Origin of the sequence: Psychrobacter sp. DM8 (assembly GCF_051307025.1) — a bacterium.
GTDB lineage: Bacteria > Pseudomonadota > Gammaproteobacteria > Pseudomonadales > Moraxellaceae > Psychrobacter.
On record NZ_CP195538.1, the window covers coordinates 1,695,288 to 1,713,247 of the forward strand.

Genomic DNA, 17,960 nt, shown 5'->3' on the forward strand with positions numbered 1-17,960 from the left:
TAAAACCTTACTAAGAATAATGATTATTTAAAAGTAACAAGTGAGCGCTGCAAAGCAGTTTCTTTAATGACAATAATTGCTAAAAACCTTTAGCGCGCTTTAACGTCATTCATAGAGTCTGTGCTAAACTACGCCGTTACTATTGTTATCCGTTTTGAGTGTTGAGCATTTTTAGGTGCTGTATTTTTGATGGTAAGAACCAATTGATATCCATTCATTTTTATTACTACTGATAAGTCTGACGCGGTTTTGACCTCTCTGTGATTAGGGTCAACCCTACTTTAAACGTCTCGTTGTCATCTCATAAAAATGTCTGTACAAAAAAAGCGAGTATTTATGAACGATAAGTCAGTTTCTAAGTCCACCTCTCAGCTGGCCACCTTGATTCAGATGGGTAAAGAGCAAGGCTACCTTACCTATGCTGAGGTGAACGATCAGCTTCCCGATTCTATTACCGAAAGTGATCAGATCGAAGATATCGTTCAGATGCTAACCGACGTCGGTATCAAAATCTTTGAGTCCGCGCCTGATGCTGATGACATCTTGATGAATGATGACTCAAGCGATGACGAAGCGGCGGCGGATGAAGCGGCGGCGGTACTTGCAGCGGTAGAGACTGAGCCTGGTCGCACAACAGACCCTGTGCGTATGTATATGCGTGAGATGGGTACAGTAGATCTGCTTACTCGTGAAGGCGAGATTGCCATTGCCAAACGCATTGAAGAAGGAACTCGTGACGTCCAACACGCAATGGCTTATTGGCCCGGTACCGTGCAGTTCGTCCTTGATGAATATCAGCGCGTACTCGATGGCGACAAAAAGCTCTCTGATGTGATCACAGGGTTTTTGGATCCTGAAACCGAAGAAGATAAGCAGGCGGCTAAAGAAGAAAAAGAGCGCGCCAAAGAAGAGCGTGAGCGTATCAAAGAAGAAAAAGAAAACGCCCCTATCATCAAGCCAAAAGTCAATGCAAAAGACGATGATGACGAAGACGACGAGGATGATGTTGACGGCGGCGATGACGAGGTCGAAGAAGAAGAAACCAGTGGTATCGACCCTGAAGAGGTGCGTTTACGTGTTGAGGAAATCAGAGAGTTATTCGTTACTGCCAAGCAGGCCCTATTAGACTATGGACGCGGTAGCGCACAAGCCGTCGAAGCTTATGAGCAACTTGCTAGCCGCTTTATGATGCTCAAACTTAACAACCGCATGTCAGATCAGGTCATGGCGATTATGCATGATGTCTATGATGATGTGCGCAAACAAGAGCGTCAAATCATGCGTCTGGTCATCCGCCGTGGTCGCATGCCGCGCGAAGAGTTTCGCAAAACCTTTCCCAGTAATGAGACCAATGTTGATTGGCTCATTGAGCGCCTAAAAGGCAAGCCTGCATTTGGCGAGACGCTAGAGAAAGTCGTTGATGATGTGATTTTATTGCAGCGCAAAATCCGTGATTACGAGCAGCAGCTCGATATGCAAATTGTCGATATGAAGGATGTAGCACGGCGCATGGCGGTCGGTGAAGCCAAGGCTCGCCGCGCCAAGAAGGAAATGGTCGAAGCTAACTTGCGTCTGGTCATCTCAATCGCCAAAAAATATACCAACCGTGGTCTACAGTTCTTGGATTTAATCCAAGAAGGTAACATTGGCTTGATGAAAGCGGTCGATAAGTTTGAATATCGCCGTGGTTATAAGTTCTCAACTTATGCGACGTGGTGGATTCGTCAGGCGATCACCCGCTCTATCGCCGATCAGGCGCGTACGATTCGTATTCCAGTACACATGATTGAGACTATTAATAAGATCAACCGTGTCTCGCGTCAGTTATTGCAAGAGATGGGCCGTGAGCCGACGCCTGAGGAATTAGGCGAGCGTCTAGAGATGGACGAAGTCAAGGTACGTAAAGTACTCAAAATTGCCAAAGAGCCGATCTCTATGGAGACGCCTATCGGTGACGATGAAGACTCGCACTTAGGCGATTTTATCGAAGACTCTACGATCTCAAGCCCTGTCGATGATGCTACCTCAGCGGGCCTACGTGAGGCGACGCGTGACGTTTTAGGCAACTTGACAGAGCGTGAAGCACGCGTACTCAAAATGCGCTTTGGTATCGATATGCCAACCGATCATACGCTAGAAGAAGTCGGCAAGCAGTTCGATGTGACGCGTGAGCGTATCCGTCAGATAGAGGCCAAAGCCTTGCGTAAGCTGCGTCATCCGTCACGCTCTGAGCATCTACGTTCGTTCTTAGAGAATGACTAAACTCTAAGCACCGCTATATAGAGTACAAATCAAACCAAAAAGCTGAGCGAGTCTCAGCTTTTTTGTGCCTGCTATATAGCTGAGTATTCACTCTTGAAAAACCACTGACCAATCACTATATAGAGTGCATAAAGCGATCTGGCCAAGCTTACTGATTTAACTTAGTTGGGCGCTGTCAAACAACAATAAGGACTCTATTATGAGTAATGATCCAAACAACACTGTTGATCAAAACAACACCAATCAAAGCAACGCTAACCAAGCCACAACGCAGACCGATAGCAAAAGAGATGTTAAAGTGACTGAACTTGTCGCTAATGACGGTATCTTAAAAGGCAAAAAAACGGATATCCAAAATATCGAGCTATGGCAGTTTCCAATGGATTACCCGCTGAGCATTATTGGTCACGAAGGCGAGCATGATAGTTTGCTCAATGAAGTTAAACTCATTCTTGGTAGCCAGTTCCCAGATTTTGATTTGGCCTCTATTGAAGTCAAGCCGTCTAAAACAGGTCGCTTTCATTCAGCACGCGTCAATCTGTACTTGACCGAAGCGGCGCAAGTCAACGCGCTATATGCAGCACTTGATGAGGCCAAAACAGTACGCTTAGTCGTGTAAGCTATCTTAATATCAAATAGTCGTCACTCTTTTTAGGGTGGCGATTTTTTATGCTATAAGCGCGCAAAATTTGAGTGCGTTTATATGCATTTAGTAAATAAGCGCATATTTTCATTTTTACAAAAAATTTTATAAAATCCTTTAAATTCTTCTACCCCTTGCCACATCGCCCTTTGCGTCAAAATCACACCCCTTCGCTCTTGTGACAACATAAATAAAATCTAAAATCAATATAGTATTTTCAAAATATTCGGGCTATATTGTGCCTACTTAACAACAAACACGCTATATGTAGTGCTCAGTGAATTTTCTCGTCACTAGGGCTGCGGCATCGTTTGGCCTAAAAAAAGTGGGCGTATAGACGTAATATTCTAAACCATTAGGGGTTACCGCTCTACCTAGCGCTACAAAAGCAATCGCTAAGATTTTGACAAATAACAACATTGGATGAGGGACAACATGACACATATCGATAAGATTCAAGTAACCAAACGCGACGGACGCCTCGAGCCTATAGATTTGGATAAAATCCACAAGGTCATCGAGTGGGCAGCGGATGGACTCGATAATGTGTCAGTGTCGCAAGTGGAGCTCAAATCACACATTCAGTTCTATGAAGGCATCAAAACCCGCGATATCCACGAAACTATCATCAAGTCAGCCGCTGATCTCATCTCAGAGGATACGCCCGACTATCAGTACCTAGCCGCTCGCCTTGCAATCTTCCATCTGCGCAAGATCGCCTACAACCAGTTTGAGCCGCCGCATCTGTTTGACCATGTCACGACCCTCACCAATGCAGGTAAGTACGATGAGCATATCCTAGCTGATTATAGCCGTAGCGAGTTTGATGAGTTAGAGGCCTACCTAGATCACTGGCGCGATATGAATCTGGCTTACGCCGCCGTTGAGCAAATGGCAGGTAAGTACCTCGTGCAAGACCGCGTGTCAAAGACCGTCTATGAGAGCCCGCAGTTCCTTTATATGCTCGTCGGTATGTGTTTGTTTGCCAGTTACGATAAGTCCAATCGTTTAGACTTCGTCAAGCGCTTCTATGATGCGACTTCACAATTTAAAATCTCTTTGCCCACGCCGATCATGTCGGGCGTACGCACGCCATCACGCCAATTTAGCTCGTGCGTGCTCATTGAGTGTGGTGACAGCCTTGACTCTATCAACGCCACTACCAGCGCTATCGTGCGCTATGTATCGCAGCGCGCCGGCATCGGTATCAACGCTGGCCGTATTCGCGCCCTTGGTAGCCCTATCCGCGGCGGTGAAGCGCAGCATACCGGCTGTATTCCGTTCTATAAGCTGTTTCAAACGGCAGTCAAATGCTGCTCACAAGGTGGCGTGCGCGGCGGGGCGGCAACGCTGTTTTATCCCCTATGGCATTTAGAAGTGGAATCACTTCTTGTCCTCAAAAACAATCGCGGTGTCGAAGACAACCGCGTACGTCATATGGATTACGGCGTACAGATAAACAAAACCCTGTATACACGTCTGATCAAAGGGCAAGACATCACTCTATTCTCCCCTGATGATACCCCAGGTCTGTACGATGCCTTCTTTGAAGATCAAGACAAGTTCGAAGCGCTCTACACCAAATACGAAGGTGACGCGTCTATCCGTCAGCGCCAAATACCAGCGGCAGACCTATTTAGCCTGATGATGCAAGAGCGCGCCAGCACGGGTCGTATCTACATCCAAAACGTCGATCATTGCAATACCCATAGCCCGTTTGATGCGACAGTTGCGCCGATTCGCCAGTCTAATCTGTGTATGGAAATCGCCCTACCGACCAAGCCGCTTGATAACATCAATGATGAAGAGGGTGAGATCGCCCTATGTACGCTATCAGCCGTTAATCTAGGCAAAGTCGATAACGTCAGCGATATCGAAGAGCCGGCCGAACTGATCGTGCGTGCGCTCGATGCCTTACTCGACTATCAAGACTATCCCGTCAAAGCCGCTCATAATGGCAGCATGCGTCGCCGTACCCTCGGTGTGGGCGTGATTAACTATGCCTATTACCTTGCGAAGAATGGCGTACGCTATTCAGACGACTCAGCATTGGGTCTCACCCATCAAACGTTTGAAGCCTTGCAGTACTACTTACTTAAAGCCTCAAATAAACTGGCAAAAGAGCAAGGCGCGTGCCCTGCCTTTAACGAGACCACCTACTCGCAAGGTATCTTGCCGATTGATACCTACAAAAAGGACTTGGATAAGATTTGCCAAGAGCCCTTGCATCTGGACTGGGAAACCTTGCGCAGCGAGATTACCGAACATGGTCTACGCAACTCGACCCTCACTGCACTGATGCCGTCTGAAACCTCAAGCCAGATTGCTAATGCTACTAACGGTATCGAGCCACCACGCGGTCTAGTGTCTATCAAAGCGTCAAAAGATGGCATCCTCAAACAAGTGGTGCCAGAGATCGAAAAATTACGCGGTCAATACGAGCTACTGTGGCAAATGCCAAATAACGATGGCTATATCAAGCTCGTCGCTATCATGCAAAAGTTCGTCGATCAAAGTATCTCGGCGAATACCAACTACGACCCCGTTCGCTATGAAGGCGGTCGTGTGCCGATGAAGATATTGCTTAAGGATCTGCTAAACGCGTATAAGCTGGGTGTGAAGACGCTGTATTATCACAATACCCGTGATGGTGCCAACGACGCACAAGCGGATATGGAAGATGATTGTGCTGGCGGGGCTTGTAAGATTTAGGTTTGAAAGCGGGCTTGGCTTTTGGGTTGGGCTCGCTGTTTATCGCTATAAACTTTAATCTATCAAGGATAAAATAATGCCCAGCACAGTAAATTCAGCTTTTAATCAGTTTATGAGTAATACAGTAAATTTGGAAAGTCAAAAAGTTGACAAGGCGCGTCGTAGTAGAGATTTCTTAAAAGGTAAGATAAATAATTTTAGTGACTTTCTACCACTATATAGCGATAGAAATATTGACTACGGCTCATTTGCAAGGAAAACTAAAATACGTGAGCTTGACGATATTGACATGATATTTACTTTGAAAGCTAATGGTTGTACTTGGACAGAAGGCTACGATGGAACTGTGTATCTCGAAACCCCACAGCTTTCAGATGACTATAAAAATTTCCGTCACTCAGAATCTTTAAATCTTAATTCTAAAAAGATAATAAATAAATTTATTTCATCGTTGAAGTCTATACCTCATTACACTAAGGCTGATATACATCGAAACATGCAATCGGTAAGTTTTACGTTAGATAGTTATGATTGGAATTTTGATATTGTTCCAGCATTTATGACCACAGAAGATTTATTAGGGAAAAGCTATTATCTCATTCCTGATGGCTACGGTAACTGGATGAAGACCGATCCTAGAATTGATAGAGCGCGAGTTACAGCTATCAATAAACATCATGAAGGTAAAGTTTTAGACATTATTAGGCTTATCAAATACTGGCAACGTAGAGCTACTATGCCATCTATGTCTTCGTATTTACTTGAAAGTATGATATTAGAATACTATGAAAATAATAACCCATCGAGTTATCTAGATGTAAGCTTTAGAAGTTTTTTGAATTATTTAATTAAAAGAATTTATAGTAGCGTCAAAGACCCTAAAGGGATACAAGGTGATATAAATACTCTTAGTCTTGATGACAAAACTAAGATTTCAAGCAAGGCAGCAAATGATGTGAAGATAGCAGATACTGCTAGTTATTTTGAAATTACAGACAAAGATCATGAAAATGCTATGAAAGAATGGAGAAAGATTTTTGGTGCTGACTTTCCGATTTACACGGGATAATAGAGATGACCGACATAGCCTATCGCCAAAATAAGCAGGATAATATCCAGAAATTAAAAGCTCAAAGACAAATGTATTCTGATATAAAACGATGGATGATTGTAAATTTAATGATTGGTGTTGTTACTCCATTATTTGTTAGTATATTAGTTTTTGTTTTTAATAATAATACATTTTCTTCGACACTAGGCTTTGAAAGTAAAGATATAAGTTACATATCTGCTCCTATCGGTATAATGGCTGCTATTTCCGTTGTAGTTATTAGCCAACTTACAAAGAGAATGAAAGAAACATCTGCCAAAATACAAGAAACCTTCGATACAAGTGTCTTTAAGTTAGAGTGGGATAAAATTAATGTTGGTGAAAAACCCGATTTTGGTATAATTCTGAAAAATTGTAAGACTTTCGAAAAAAAACATCCTAATTATGCAGGTTTTGAAGACTGGTATACTATTAAGGCTGCGACATTCAAGTATCCTCAAGCAATTGCCTTTTGTCAGCAACAGAACCTTAACTGGGATAGCGAATTAAGACAGCAAGTTGTAAAGATAGCTACGATTACTCTCTTTACTATTGTAACCTTTATATTCGTCTTAGGTATTCTAAATGATTTTACGTTGAGAGCTTTATTTACGAACATATTATCTCTTTTGTTACCAGTTTTCCTGTTTTTTTATAAGATGATTGCAGAGCAGAAAGATACTATCAAAGAGATGTCTCGTTTGAAAGATATTAACAGAGAGTTAATAGGCTTTATTTTATCAAATGATTTATCTTCAGAAGACTTTACTACTCGATGTCGGCAGTTGCAAACAGCTATCTATCATCATAGAAAATCTGCACGACCTACTCCTAATTGGTTACATAAACGAAATAAGAATGAGCAAGAGGATGAATCTGCTAAGCGGATGCAGAAGTATCTTGATGATTATCAATCGTAGAGTTACTGCTAAGCACGTAGATTAGATAAAGCTTGCAACACCCAACGAAGTAAAATGAGCAACCTGCTGGGTCTCGTTCCTCGACACCAACCTACCTTTAGAACATAGCCGTTATTTTAGGCTGGAGTTACGATTTTGCAAAACCAAGATGCTGGGCTAAAGCCACAGCCTACGCAAAACATATTCAACTCTGAGGCTTATGTTGGCTCGTGATGTAGGGTGCGTTCCACGCACCAATAGTTTGAAAGTTAAGTTTAACGTTGCTTAAAAAGAACCCTACAAAATAAGCATAAATAGCGTTATTGGTAAGAAAGATCAGCGATGTCCAAACTAGGCTCTTTAGCCCCTGAGCGAGGAAATAACGAAGCGCTGCTTCGTCCGAGCGCAAGGGAATTTGCATTTTCGCAAATTCCATAGCGGTATACTGCCAACGACGATGGCAAGGCAGATACAAGCGGTAGGCGGGATTGGCTACAAGTCATTCAGAACGCTAGTAGTCAAAAGCGGTCAACAAGTATAAGCTGATAACTATGAAAAGATGAAATAAAGCCACAAGGATGGTGCTATGAAAAATATTAGGATATCGGTATTAGTATCAGCGCTATTTTTGACGACGCCTTTTTTGGTTGCCAATAGCGATGCCAACGCTGAAAATGGCGAAAAGATAGAGGATGATGCGAGTGATCAGTGTGGTTATTATTACCAGCAAGCGTTAAATCATCCGCTAATCACTCGTGAGACAGCAGTTACTAACGATATAAAAAAAGCGGAAGAGATCGTAGAGCTACGCCGGTTTGCAGATGAGCATATTATGAATGCTAACATTGCAGATTTTCCAATGGTGGATGATACGGACAGCTATGACAATGCGGTTCAAATACAGCAGTTATTGGCAGAAGGGGAATTTATCTCTCAAGACACTGCGACCCAGATTTTAAGACGGCTGTTTAGCGTCTACTTCTTAGGGGAATATTTGCCCAAAGATGATTATCAAGCCATCACTTATCTAAAAAAGCTAGTTGATTATTATAGCCAAGTTCAACCAGAACGCGCAGAATATATGGTAATACTGGTCATGTCCTCTTTGAATGAGGGTGCTGATAATATCAGTGAAGCCAATCCGATGTGGGCAGAAGATGACCCAAGTGATGTGTTCAAAATGCTCATTGAAGCCGGATCAATTGAAGCTAAAAGCATGCTCATCGTAGAAGATTATGAAACTTCATACCCTGCTTGTATTACGACTATGCTACCCAAGCTTGAAGCGTTAGCCAATCGAGGCAGTCGCATAGCCATTCATAAAATGGCTGAGATTTACAGTGAGCTTAATGACGAGAATCCAGCAAGGTATCATGAAAAAATGAGTTATTGGCACCACCAAGCACAAGAGCATCCATTGGAGCCATTTGATTTGGGTAGAATGATTTGATTGGTAGCAAGCGTAGGTTGGGTGGAGCTTGCGACACCCAACAATTTAAATAGATAATCTGTTGGGTCTCATCCTTCGATACCAACCTACAAAGCTGATGTTTGCTCGCGATGTAGGGTGTGGTTAGTTTTTCCAAGTTCTCGTAGAGAACGAAGGTAAAACGTAACCCACCGATTCGAACGATGACCTATTATAAATGGTGGGTTACGCTATCGCTAACCCACCCTACAAACCAAGCGCAAAAGGCAAAGTTATTAAGAAAGACTAACCCTGCCCTAAAGAGGCTTCTTAGCCCCGACTATAGCGGTATCCTGCCAACGCTGATGGCGATGCAGTCTCTGTCTGGGAGTGGTCGCTCGAACGTTGGAACGCTACCAGACATTATAGACTGCACGCCAGCGGCTAGGCAGATACAAGCGGAAGGCGGGATTGGCTACTTAAAATGCTTAAATTTAAAACAGTAATAAATAAGACCTAATTTTCGTGCTAAAATTAGCCCTATATTTAGAGCTTAGTATTAGCGGAGAATGAATCATGCAACCGATATTTGCGACACAGACAGCCAGTATCTCAGAGCTCAAGACTAACCCTTCGGCACTGATCAAACAGTCAGACGGTGAATCCATTGCTATCTTAAACCACAATAAACCCGTGGCTTACTTAGTTTCAACAGACGTCTTTGAGCGTATGATGGAAGCAATGGATGATATGGCATTAAGCCAAACCGTTGACACACGGATGAAGGACGGGCAGATACCTATAAAGGTCACGTTGGATGACTTATAATCTTGAGTTTCATCCTTTAGCATTAAAAGAGTGGAAAAAGCTTGCGCCAAGTATTCAACAGCAGTTTAAGAAAAAACTACAGCAGCGCTTATCTAACCCTCATGTGCCAGCGTCAAAGCTCTCAGGACATGCAGACGCCTATAAAATCAAACTACGCACCATAGGCTACCGGCTGGTGTATACCGTAAAAGATGATGTGGTGGTGGTTTATGTGCTAGCCGTAGGCAAAAGAGAAAATAACAAAGTGTATGATAGCCTGACAACGCGTAAGCGTTAACGAAACGTACTATTAAATCTTAGCATTTTAAGCTCAAGCTTTATGCCTATAATAAAGATGGCACAAAAACGACGGAGGTCACAGACGTGAGCTATACCGCAATCATCAAAGATGGTGGGATTTTTATCCCAAATGTGTTTGCAGACCTAGACGAGGGTGGCTCTCATATCGTACAAGTAGAGCTGAATTTGGACGAGGTACGCGCGCAACTTGAGACCAATGACGCACCTAAAGCGGTAAAAACCGTGAAGAAGTCATCTAAAAGACCTGCAAAAAGAGCAGCATCAAAACAGGCGCAAAACCCTGATGCGCGTGACACTGGTAAGGGTCATATCGGTGAGCTGGCAGGACTCGATGATCGAGAGTTGAGCGAGATTATAAAAGCCTATATGAATGATGAACCAGTATCCTCGCAGATATCTTTAGAGAATTTATAACCCTTAACTATTAACAACCGCATAACCACTAAAGGCAGTCCCATGACGTATTCAATCTTTAATCAAACCCCAAATGACGCGATGAAAGAGCCGATGTTTTTTGGTCAGCCCGTTAATATCGCCCGCTATGACCAACAAAAGCATCCGATTTTTGAGCAATTGATTGAAAAGCAGCTGTCGTTTTTTTGGCGTCCTGAGGAGGTTGATGTCTCACGTGACCGTATTGATTATGGCAATTTGTCCTCGCATGAGCAGCATATTTTTATTAGTAATCTGAAATACCAGACCCTACTCGATTCGATCCAAGGTCGTAGCCCTAATATTGTACTGCTGCCACTGGTATCTATCCCTGAGCTTGAGACGTGGATTGAGACCTGGTCATTTAGCGAGACCATTCACTCGCGCAGCTATACTCATATCATTCGTAATATCGTCAATGACCCAGGTATCGTGTTCGATGACATTATGCAGAACGAGCATATCTTGGAGCGCGCCTCCGACATCGCTGAGTACTACGATGAGCTGTATCGTAACTCGCAGCTGTATAGTCTGTACGGTTCGGGCACGCATAATATCAATGGCAAAGAGATTACGATTGATTTGCGCTCTTTAAAGAAGCAATTATACTTGTGCATTATGGCAGTCAATGTCCTTGAGGCCATTCGCTTTTATGTGTCATTCGCCTGCTCGTTTGCCTTTGCTGAGCGCAAACTGATGGAAGGTAATGCTAAGATTATCAAACTCATTGCGCGTGATGAGGCGCTGCATTTAACGGGTACGCAGCATATGCTCAACCTTATGCGTCATGGTAAAGACGACCCTGAGATGGTGGAGATCGCCAAAGAGTGCCATGAGCAAGGTATCGAGATCTTCCGTAAAGCGGCGGAACAAGAAAAAGAATGGGCGGGTTATCTATTCAAAGACGGCTCGATGATCGGTCTCAATAAAGACATTTTGTGCCAGTATATTGAGTACATTACCAATCTGCGTATGGAAGCGGTTGGTTTGCCGTCTGCGTTCCCAAACTCAAAGTCTAACCCAATTCCGTGGATCAATACGTGGCTATCGTCAGACAACGTGCAAGTCGCGCCGCAAGAGACGGAGATTAGCTCGTATCTGGTCGGTCAGATAGATTCAGACTTATCAGAGAGTGATTTTGATGACTTTGAGTTGTAAGCTTTGAGTACGATATCGTTGAACACTAACAGATATAGATAAGCAGCACATATAGGCTCAATTATGACATGGGTAAAGACCAGCAAAAAACAGTTCTACTTGCATGACGATGAGAGCTTGCTTGATGGCCTGCTGCGTACCGGTCATGAGGTAAATTTTCAATGCCGTGAGGGTTATTGTGGCAGCTGCCGCGTGCGCCGTATTGAGAGCTCCCATCCTGTGGACTACCCTTTTGTGCCGCTAGCTATGATAGAAGAAGATGAGATACTACCCTGCTGCTGCACGGTACAGGGCGTCATCCATATCAGTCATGAGTTTATTGAAAGATAACAGGCCAAATGTCATCGTTAAGAAATCGTTAAAAAAACGCGCCGCCCTAACAAGGACAGCGCGTTTTTTGTGATCTACGGTTACTCTTTACTGAGCGGCAGCGTCTTGCTCAAAGAGTTTCATCAGCTCCTCACGCATACGGTCGCGCTCGGCCTCTGTCATCATGGGCGTGTCGCCATCATCTTGCAAGTGCGGGTTGCTGCGACCGCCTAGACCCTCTTGCTGCATCACGACAGGGCGCTGTACGGCCTCTTGCGTTGGACGCTCCTCTAATACAACTTCGACTTCAGCGTTTTGGCCACGGCGTAGAATCTGTGTATTGAGCGCAGTATTTGGCGGTTTGCGTGCCACGTACTGAATGAGCGTATTAGCATCAGTCATCTCAACGCCATCGATAGTGAGGATAATATCACCCACTTGCAAGCCGCTCTTGGCAGCAGGGCCCTGTGGTACGACGTTCAATACCTCAACACCCGTTGTAGTCTCAAGCTGAGTGGGATCACGCAGCTGCGACTGAATCTCAATCCCGAGCCAGCCGCGGCTCACGCGACCGTCTTTGATCAGTGCATTCATCACCTGCTCAACGAGCGCCGTTGGGATGGCAAAGCCAATACCCATCGAACCGCCAGAGCGGGAGAATATCACGGTATTGATACCGACCAGCTCACCGCGAGCATCGACGAGTGCGCCGCCTGAATTACCCGGGTTAATCGCCGCGTCAGTCTGAATAAAATCCTCAAACTTATTGACACCCAGACCAGTACGACCTGTGGCTGAGATAATACCTTGAGTAACGGTCTGCCCGACACCGAATGGGTTACCAATCGCTAAAGCTAGGTCGCCCACACGAATAGGCTCTTCGCGAAACCCTAATGGCGTCAATCCCGTCATATCGACGCGAATCACAGCAAGATCACTATCAGGATCAGTGCCGATGACTTTGGCGCGACTTTTGCGGCCATCACTAAAGGCAACCGTAATCTCATCGGCCTTTTCAACCACATGGGCGTTGGTTACGATATAACCATCTTCTGATACAATGACGCCAGAGCCTAGGTTAGTAGCTCCTTGAGACTGCTGATCGCCATGATTTTCAAAAAAGCGGCGCAGCACAGGATCATCTATATACGGATGCTCTGCCATCGTCTGCGTGGTATAGATATTGACCACCGACTGAGACGCACGCGCAACCGCATCATGATACGATGACACAGGGACAGGGGTATTTAGGTTGGGACTAGGCTGCTCAATGACGGGCGGTTTGGGCGGCTCCCAAGCTTGTGAGGGCGCCTGCTGCATAGTGGTAAACAACCAGACAAACCCAGCGCTTACGATTAACAATAACACCCACGGCACCCACTTCCACAGTGATGACTTTTTATTGGTGTTTGAAGATAACGACATACAAAACCTCTATAATTTGTATTATGCAAAGCTAATAATTAGTAATAATATACGCTGAGCCTACGGATATGCATAAATTATAAAGGCCCTATTCATACAAAGGTAACTCATCGTGTTCTTATTGCGTTATTGTGCTTATCTACCCATTTGCAACACTACAACTAAACAAATACTTTATAAGTTTTATTTACGATTATTACAGCGCTACGGTTAGGAGAAGTTATGACAACTAAAACGACAACGCATACCAAAGAAGTATCAACATCAAACGTACCTATCAGCGCGCAAGCGCTAACGCAGTTCTGTGATGATTACCTGCAAGCGAATGCGTTCAAAGACTACTCGCCAAATGGGTTGCAAGTAGACGGAGGTCGTCCTATCACGCACATCGTTACTGGCGTGACTGCGTGTGAAGCACTGATCGATGCGGCGATTGAATCTGGTGCTGAGGCCATTATGGTACATCATGGTTACTTTTGGAGAGGCGAAGACGATACGATCACAGGCATGAAAGGTCGACGTATCCGCAAACTGATGCAACATGGCATCTCACTTATTGCCTACCATTTACCGCTTGATGCTCATCCCATTATTGGCAATAACGCTATATTAGCAAAGGCATTATGCTTGAATATAACAGGGGCACTCTACCCTCATGAGACGCATCCTGTTGGCAATATCGCTACCTGTACGCCGCAAAGTGCCGACGATCTAAAAGCCACTATCCAAAAAGCGCTACAACGTACGCCTTTACATATCCCTAGTTATGCAGACAATAAGCCTAGACTTATCGAACGCGTTGGTATTTGTACAGGCGGCGCGCAGGATATGATAGAGCAAGCCGCTATTATGAATTGTGATGCTTATATCTCAGGGGAGATATCAGAGCGTACCACTCATAGCGCGCGTGAGCTTAGTGTCGATTATTTCGCTTGTGGTCATCATGCCACAGAGCGCGGCGGCATTAATGCTTTAGGGGAGCTGGTATCTAAGCATTTTGGCTTGCCTGTCACCTTTATCGATATAGACAACCCTGCTTAATTTAAAGATTTTGTCAGTGACCTATGCCAAATTTTGCAAAAAACCCTCTATTGGCCTAAATCTGACCGCTTATACCCTCACTGTTAAGTTTTATCGCCGTTTACTTAACCCCACTTGAATAATAGCGATAAAACCCTCATAGTAATAAGATGTAAAAGACTGCTTTGTCATGAAGCATTCCATTTATTATAGCTTCCGGTTATGGTGCTATTAGCGTATATACTGTTTAAAATACAGTCTTTATACCTATAGTATCGCGGCAATAACAAAGCGCAATATTCGTTATAAATTAATAATATTTATCTTTGTGTTATTGATACCGCTAGATAACAGCCTATCAAGGTATGCTTAGTATGCTTTGACATCGTACAACCTGCATTGAATACTCTTTTATTGTATTGATGCACTTGCTGTTGTTTTATAACTTTTTCATGACCTTATCTGTACTATAGCGCCATTTAATCTGTTTTGATGAAGGAATCATCTGCATACTATCCTTCGTAATGCTGTGCGCGTCATTTTCTTAATTGAACGTCTTAACTCAGCTTGCATAAATAGATTACTTGCTTACGTCAGCTAATTAATGATTGGCATACGATGAGCGCTAATAGAACAAGACTATGCTCCAATCTATTAATGATAGGCTAAAGCACGGTTGAAAACGTACTGCTTTTGGATCTGTCAGGTACGTTTAAGATAAGTAGGATGGCTAAAATCAGGAGACATCCATGCAACGTATTACTTATCGTGTCAAAGTGTCAACGCAAGGGGTTAAACGCCGTATATCGCATTTATTAAAGCCCTCTAAGCGCGCGCTTACCACTAGAAGTAACCTCGTTCCATCAAGCCCCACCCTCTCAAAAGTTCGTTTTGCAAAATCTAAAAAGTTCGTTCAAGTCTCAGGTATCGCTATGCTATCTTTGCCAGCTGAGAGTTTGACAACTATGAATAACGACGTCGCAGCATATGACAATGTCATGCTTGAGCAGACGCTGACCATCGCAGCCGTACCTGGTGATAGTACTTATTTTGCTACCGATGGTTTTCAGCATGGTTTTGGCTATGACTTAGTGCGTGATTACGCTGATAAGCTTGGCGTTAGCGTCAACCTAAAGGCTTATGCCAATGAGCAAGCGGCGCTAAAGGCGGTTCAAGCAGGCGCAGCGGATATGGCATTGACGACAGCCAGTACGCAACTGAAAAGTCAGCTTGGCGTGTCCTCAGTCAATCTAAGCTGCGGTTATGATAGTAATTTAACTGATAATGGTCTGCATCCAAAGGTGAGCTGGAGCTTTAATGGCTCAGATGATCCGCTATCACAAAAAGCCAGTACTTTTTTGTGTGATAGCATTAAGCTCGATGACACGCAAAAGCTGGCCGCATTTTATAATCAAAACTTGTTAAAAGATGCCTATAGTCAGGATCATTTTCAAAAAACCTTGACTGAGACTTTGCCCGATTATCAGTCGTCGTTTCAGCAGCAGGCACAAAACTACAATCACGATTGGGAGCTGCTTGTCGCTATGGGCTACCAAGAGTCGCACTTAGATGCCAGCGCAGTGTCGCCAACGGGTGTACGCGGTATTATGATGCTTACCAATAGCACGGCTAAAGCGATGGGCGTCTCAGATCGCGTTGATCCATATCAAAGTATCGGTGGCGGCGCGCGCTACCTTGAGCAGGTCAAAGCAGATTTTGCTGATGTGCCAAAGACTGATCGCATCTGGTTTGCCTTAGCAGGTTATAATATGGGACCAAACGCGGTAAAACGTATTCAACGTGAGCTGCGCGCGCAAGGGATAGATGATAAGAGCTGGGCGAACGTCTATGATTATCTCTCAGAAAATAGAGCCTCAAACAGCCGTTATGGTCAAGCGATGCACTATGTTAGTAATATCAGAAACTACCTGCAAACCCTAAAGACGCAAACTGTATAGTCTTGATTAGCCTGTACTTTGAGTAGATTAGATTGATATCGCTTAAGTTCAACAGACCTAAAAAAGCGGCTCCTATATGAACTGACCCCCGAAACTTGGACGGTTTAAGTTTATAACAAGGACTGAGTTCTGTACTGTACAGGGCTTAGTCCTTTTAGTTTTAGCTGAATACGCTCATGATTGTAATAGTGAATATACTCATGAATCTGTTTCTCTAACGCTTCAATAGTTTCTGGTTTCTCAATATAAATCGTCTCACACTTAAGCGTACCGAAGAAGCCTTCCATCAATGCATTGTCCAAGCAATTGCCCTTACTGCTCATACTTTGCTTAATATGATTCGCTTTAAGCGACTTTGCAAACGGCTTCATCTGATAATGCCAGCCTTGATCTGAATGCAGTGTCAACTCCTCCTTGCGTTTTTTAGGTATACCTTTAAGCGCACCATCTAGCATCTGTTTCACTAAGTCATATACCGGTCGTCTTGAGAGCGTATAACTGATGATCTCATTGTTATAGCAATCTAGTATAGGAGACAGATACAACTTATCACCGCCCACTTTAAACTCAGTAATGTCAGTAAACCATCTGCGATTAGGCGCACTCGCCCTGAACTTGCGCTTGACTCTATTCTTAGCTATGACGCCGCACTGTCCTTTGTAGGATCGATACTTTTGCCTTCTGATTCTGGCAGTCAGCTTAAGCTGTCCCATGAGCCTGGCAATCAGTTTATGGTTATGAATTAAACCCTCATTCTTGAGTGCTTGGGTGATTCGACGGTAGCCATACCGACCTTTATGGTGATGATAGATATCACTGATACGCTGTTTGAGATCGGCGTATTTATCTTCACTCCAAAGCTGTGCTCTATGATAGTAGAAACTACTCCTTGCAAGCTTTGCTATGGTCAGTAAGTCAGATAACGCATATTGCTGCCTTAGTCCTTCGATGAGCCTTGCTTTATCGCGGCTTGTTTCCTTTCCTTGAGCAAGGCATCGAGCTTTTTTAGATAGGCGTTCTCCGCTCGTAAATACTCATTCTCACGCTTGAGCTCTGCTAAGGTCTTTTCATTATCAGGTTTGTCTGTGATAGGAGATGCCATAGTACTACCTTTATATTTGGATATGAGTCCAGACATACCGTAGAGGCGGTAGGCTTTATGCCAGTGGCTAATAAGTGCAGGTGAGCTGATAGTAAACCTAAGGGCAGTTTCAGATTGACTTAGTCCTTCTGCTAACATTACAGCGAGCACTTTATACTTAAACTCACTATTGTATTTAGTTTTACTGGTCTTAGGTTTAATGGCGTCTATACCGCCATGTTGATATTGTTCAGTCCATTTGCTGACAAACCTTGGATTTACAGAAAACTTTTCACCTGTCGCACTGCTACTATGTCCTTGTTTGTAGTATGCAATGACTTTGATCTTAAAGTCTAGATCGTAACGCATAAAATAACCCCCATAAGTGGTGTCCAACTTATGGGGGTCAGTTCAATAAGAGCCGCTTTTTTGTGC

17 protein-coding genes are annotated in these 17,960 nt (G+C 43.9%); 14 read left to right on the plus strand and 3 right to left on the minus strand.

What is annotated here, in order from left to right:
- The first annotated feature begins 336 nt into the window (after positions 1-336).
- The 12 genes from rpoD to yfaE all read left to right on the plus strand — a co-directional run bounded on the left by rpoD (position 337) and on the right by yfaE (position 12,062).
- Positions 337-2,262 carry an RNA polymerase sigma factor RpoD gene (gene rpoD, locus ACR64J_RS07210; protein WP_435949037.1) on the plus strand — a complete coding sequence of 642 codons (1,926 nt, stop codon included), beginning with the start codon at positions 337-339 and terminating at the stop codon, positions 2,260-2,262.
- Between the two features lie 379 nt (positions 2,263-2,641).
- On the plus strand, positions 2,642-2,881 hold the full coding sequence (locus ACR64J_RS07215; protein ID WP_435951047.1) for a YbeD family protein: 240 nt from the start codon (positions 2,642-2,644) through the stop codon (positions 2,879-2,881).
- 459 nt (positions 2,882-3,340) lie between these two features.
- Positions 3,341-5,617 (plus strand): class 1a ribonucleoside-diphosphate reductase subunit alpha, encoded by a 2,277-nt coding sequence (nrdA, locus tag ACR64J_RS07220; protein WP_435949038.1) that lies wholly within the window; start codon positions 3,341-3,343, stop codon positions 5,615-5,617.
- A 76-nt stretch (positions 5,618-5,693) separates the two neighbouring features.
- On the plus strand, positions 5,694-6,686 hold the full coding sequence (locus tag ACR64J_RS07225; RefSeq protein ID WP_435949040.1) for an SMODS domain-containing nucleotidyltransferase: 993 nt from the start codon (positions 5,694-5,696) through the stop codon (positions 6,684-6,686).
- Positions 6,687-6,691: 5 nt separating this feature from the next.
- Entirely contained in the window at positions 6,692-7,627 is a 936-nt protein-coding gene (locus ACR64J_RS07230; RefSeq protein ID WP_435949041.1) for an S-4TM family putative pore-forming effector, read from the plus strand.
- A 565-nt stretch (positions 7,628-8,192) separates the two neighbouring features.
- Positions 8,193-9,056 (plus strand): hypothetical protein, encoded by an 864-nt coding sequence (locus tag ACR64J_RS07235; RefSeq protein ID WP_435949042.1) that lies wholly within the window; start codon positions 8,193-8,195, stop codon positions 9,054-9,056.
- A 182-nt stretch (positions 9,057-9,238) separates the two neighbouring features.
- Positions 9,239-9,520, plus strand: coding sequence for a hypothetical protein (locus tag ACR64J_RS07240; protein ID WP_435949044.1), 282 nt, complete (start codon positions 9,239-9,241; stop codon positions 9,518-9,520).
- Positions 9,521-9,590: 70 nt separating this feature from the next.
- On the plus strand, positions 9,591-9,842 hold the full coding sequence (locus tag ACR64J_RS07245; RefSeq protein WP_435949045.1) for a type II toxin-antitoxin system Phd/YefM family antitoxin: 252 nt from the start codon (positions 9,591-9,593) through the stop codon (positions 9,840-9,842).
- Complete coding sequence (locus tag ACR64J_RS07250) at positions 9,832-10,119, plus strand: type II toxin-antitoxin system RelE family toxin (protein ID WP_435949046.1); 288 nt, start codon at positions 9,832-9,834, stop codon at positions 10,117-10,119. The genes ACR64J_RS07245 and ACR64J_RS07250 overlap by 11 nt, the downstream gene beginning before the upstream one ends.
- Positions 10,120-10,205: 86 nt before the next feature.
- Complete coding sequence (locus ACR64J_RS07255; RefSeq protein ID WP_435949047.1) at positions 10,206-10,556, plus strand: hypothetical protein; 351 nt, start codon at positions 10,206-10,208, stop codon at positions 10,554-10,556.
- A 42-nt stretch (positions 10,557-10,598) separates the two neighbouring features.
- A complete protein-coding gene (nrdB, locus tag ACR64J_RS07260; protein ID WP_435949049.1) occupies positions 10,599-11,732 on the plus strand; it encodes a class Ia ribonucleoside-diphosphate reductase subunit beta in 1,134 nt (377 codons plus the stop codon).
- 63 nt (positions 11,733-11,795) lie between these two features.
- Positions 11,796-12,062: a class I ribonucleotide reductase maintenance protein YfaE gene (yfaE, locus tag ACR64J_RS07265; RefSeq protein ID WP_435949050.1), complete on the plus strand. Its 267-nt coding sequence runs from the start codon at positions 11,796-11,798 to the stop codon at positions 12,060-12,062.
- Positions 12,063-12,149: 87 nt separating this feature from the next.
- Here the strand turns inward: yfaE and ACR64J_RS07270 are convergent, their stop codons facing one another.
- Positions 12,150-13,466 (minus strand): S1C family serine protease, encoded by a 1,317-nt coding sequence (locus ACR64J_RS07270; protein WP_435949051.1) that lies wholly within the window; start codon positions 13,464-13,466, stop codon positions 12,150-12,152.
- Positions 13,467-13,688: 222 nt separating this feature from the next.
- On the opposite strand from ACR64J_RS07270, the gene ACR64J_RS07275 reads away from it, so the two are divergent.
- Entirely contained in the window at positions 13,689-14,507 is an 819-nt protein-coding gene (locus ACR64J_RS07275) for a Nif3-like dinuclear metal center hexameric protein (protein ID WP_435949052.1), read from the plus strand.
- A 728-nt stretch (positions 14,508-15,235) separates the two neighbouring features.
- Positions 15,236-16,444: a transglycosylase SLT domain-containing protein gene (locus ACR64J_RS07280; protein WP_435949053.1), complete on the plus strand. Its 1,209-nt coding sequence runs from the start codon at positions 15,236-15,238 to the stop codon at positions 16,442-16,444.
- A gap of 110 nt (positions 16,445-16,554) precedes the next feature.
- Here ACR64J_RS07280 and ACR64J_RS07285 read toward each other — a convergent pair whose 3' ends face one another.
- A complete protein-coding gene (locus ACR64J_RS07285) occupies positions 16,555-17,394 on the minus strand; it encodes an IS3 family transposase (RefSeq protein WP_435951011.1) in 840 nt (279 codons plus the stop codon).
- Positions 17,382-17,894 (minus strand): helix-turn-helix domain-containing protein, encoded by a 513-nt coding sequence (locus ACR64J_RS07290; protein ID WP_435949055.1) that lies wholly within the window; start codon positions 17,892-17,894, stop codon positions 17,382-17,384. Before ACR64J_RS07290 ends, ACR64J_RS07285 begins: the two co-directional genes overlap by 13 nt.
- Between the last annotated feature and the right edge of the window lie 66 nt (positions 17,895-17,960).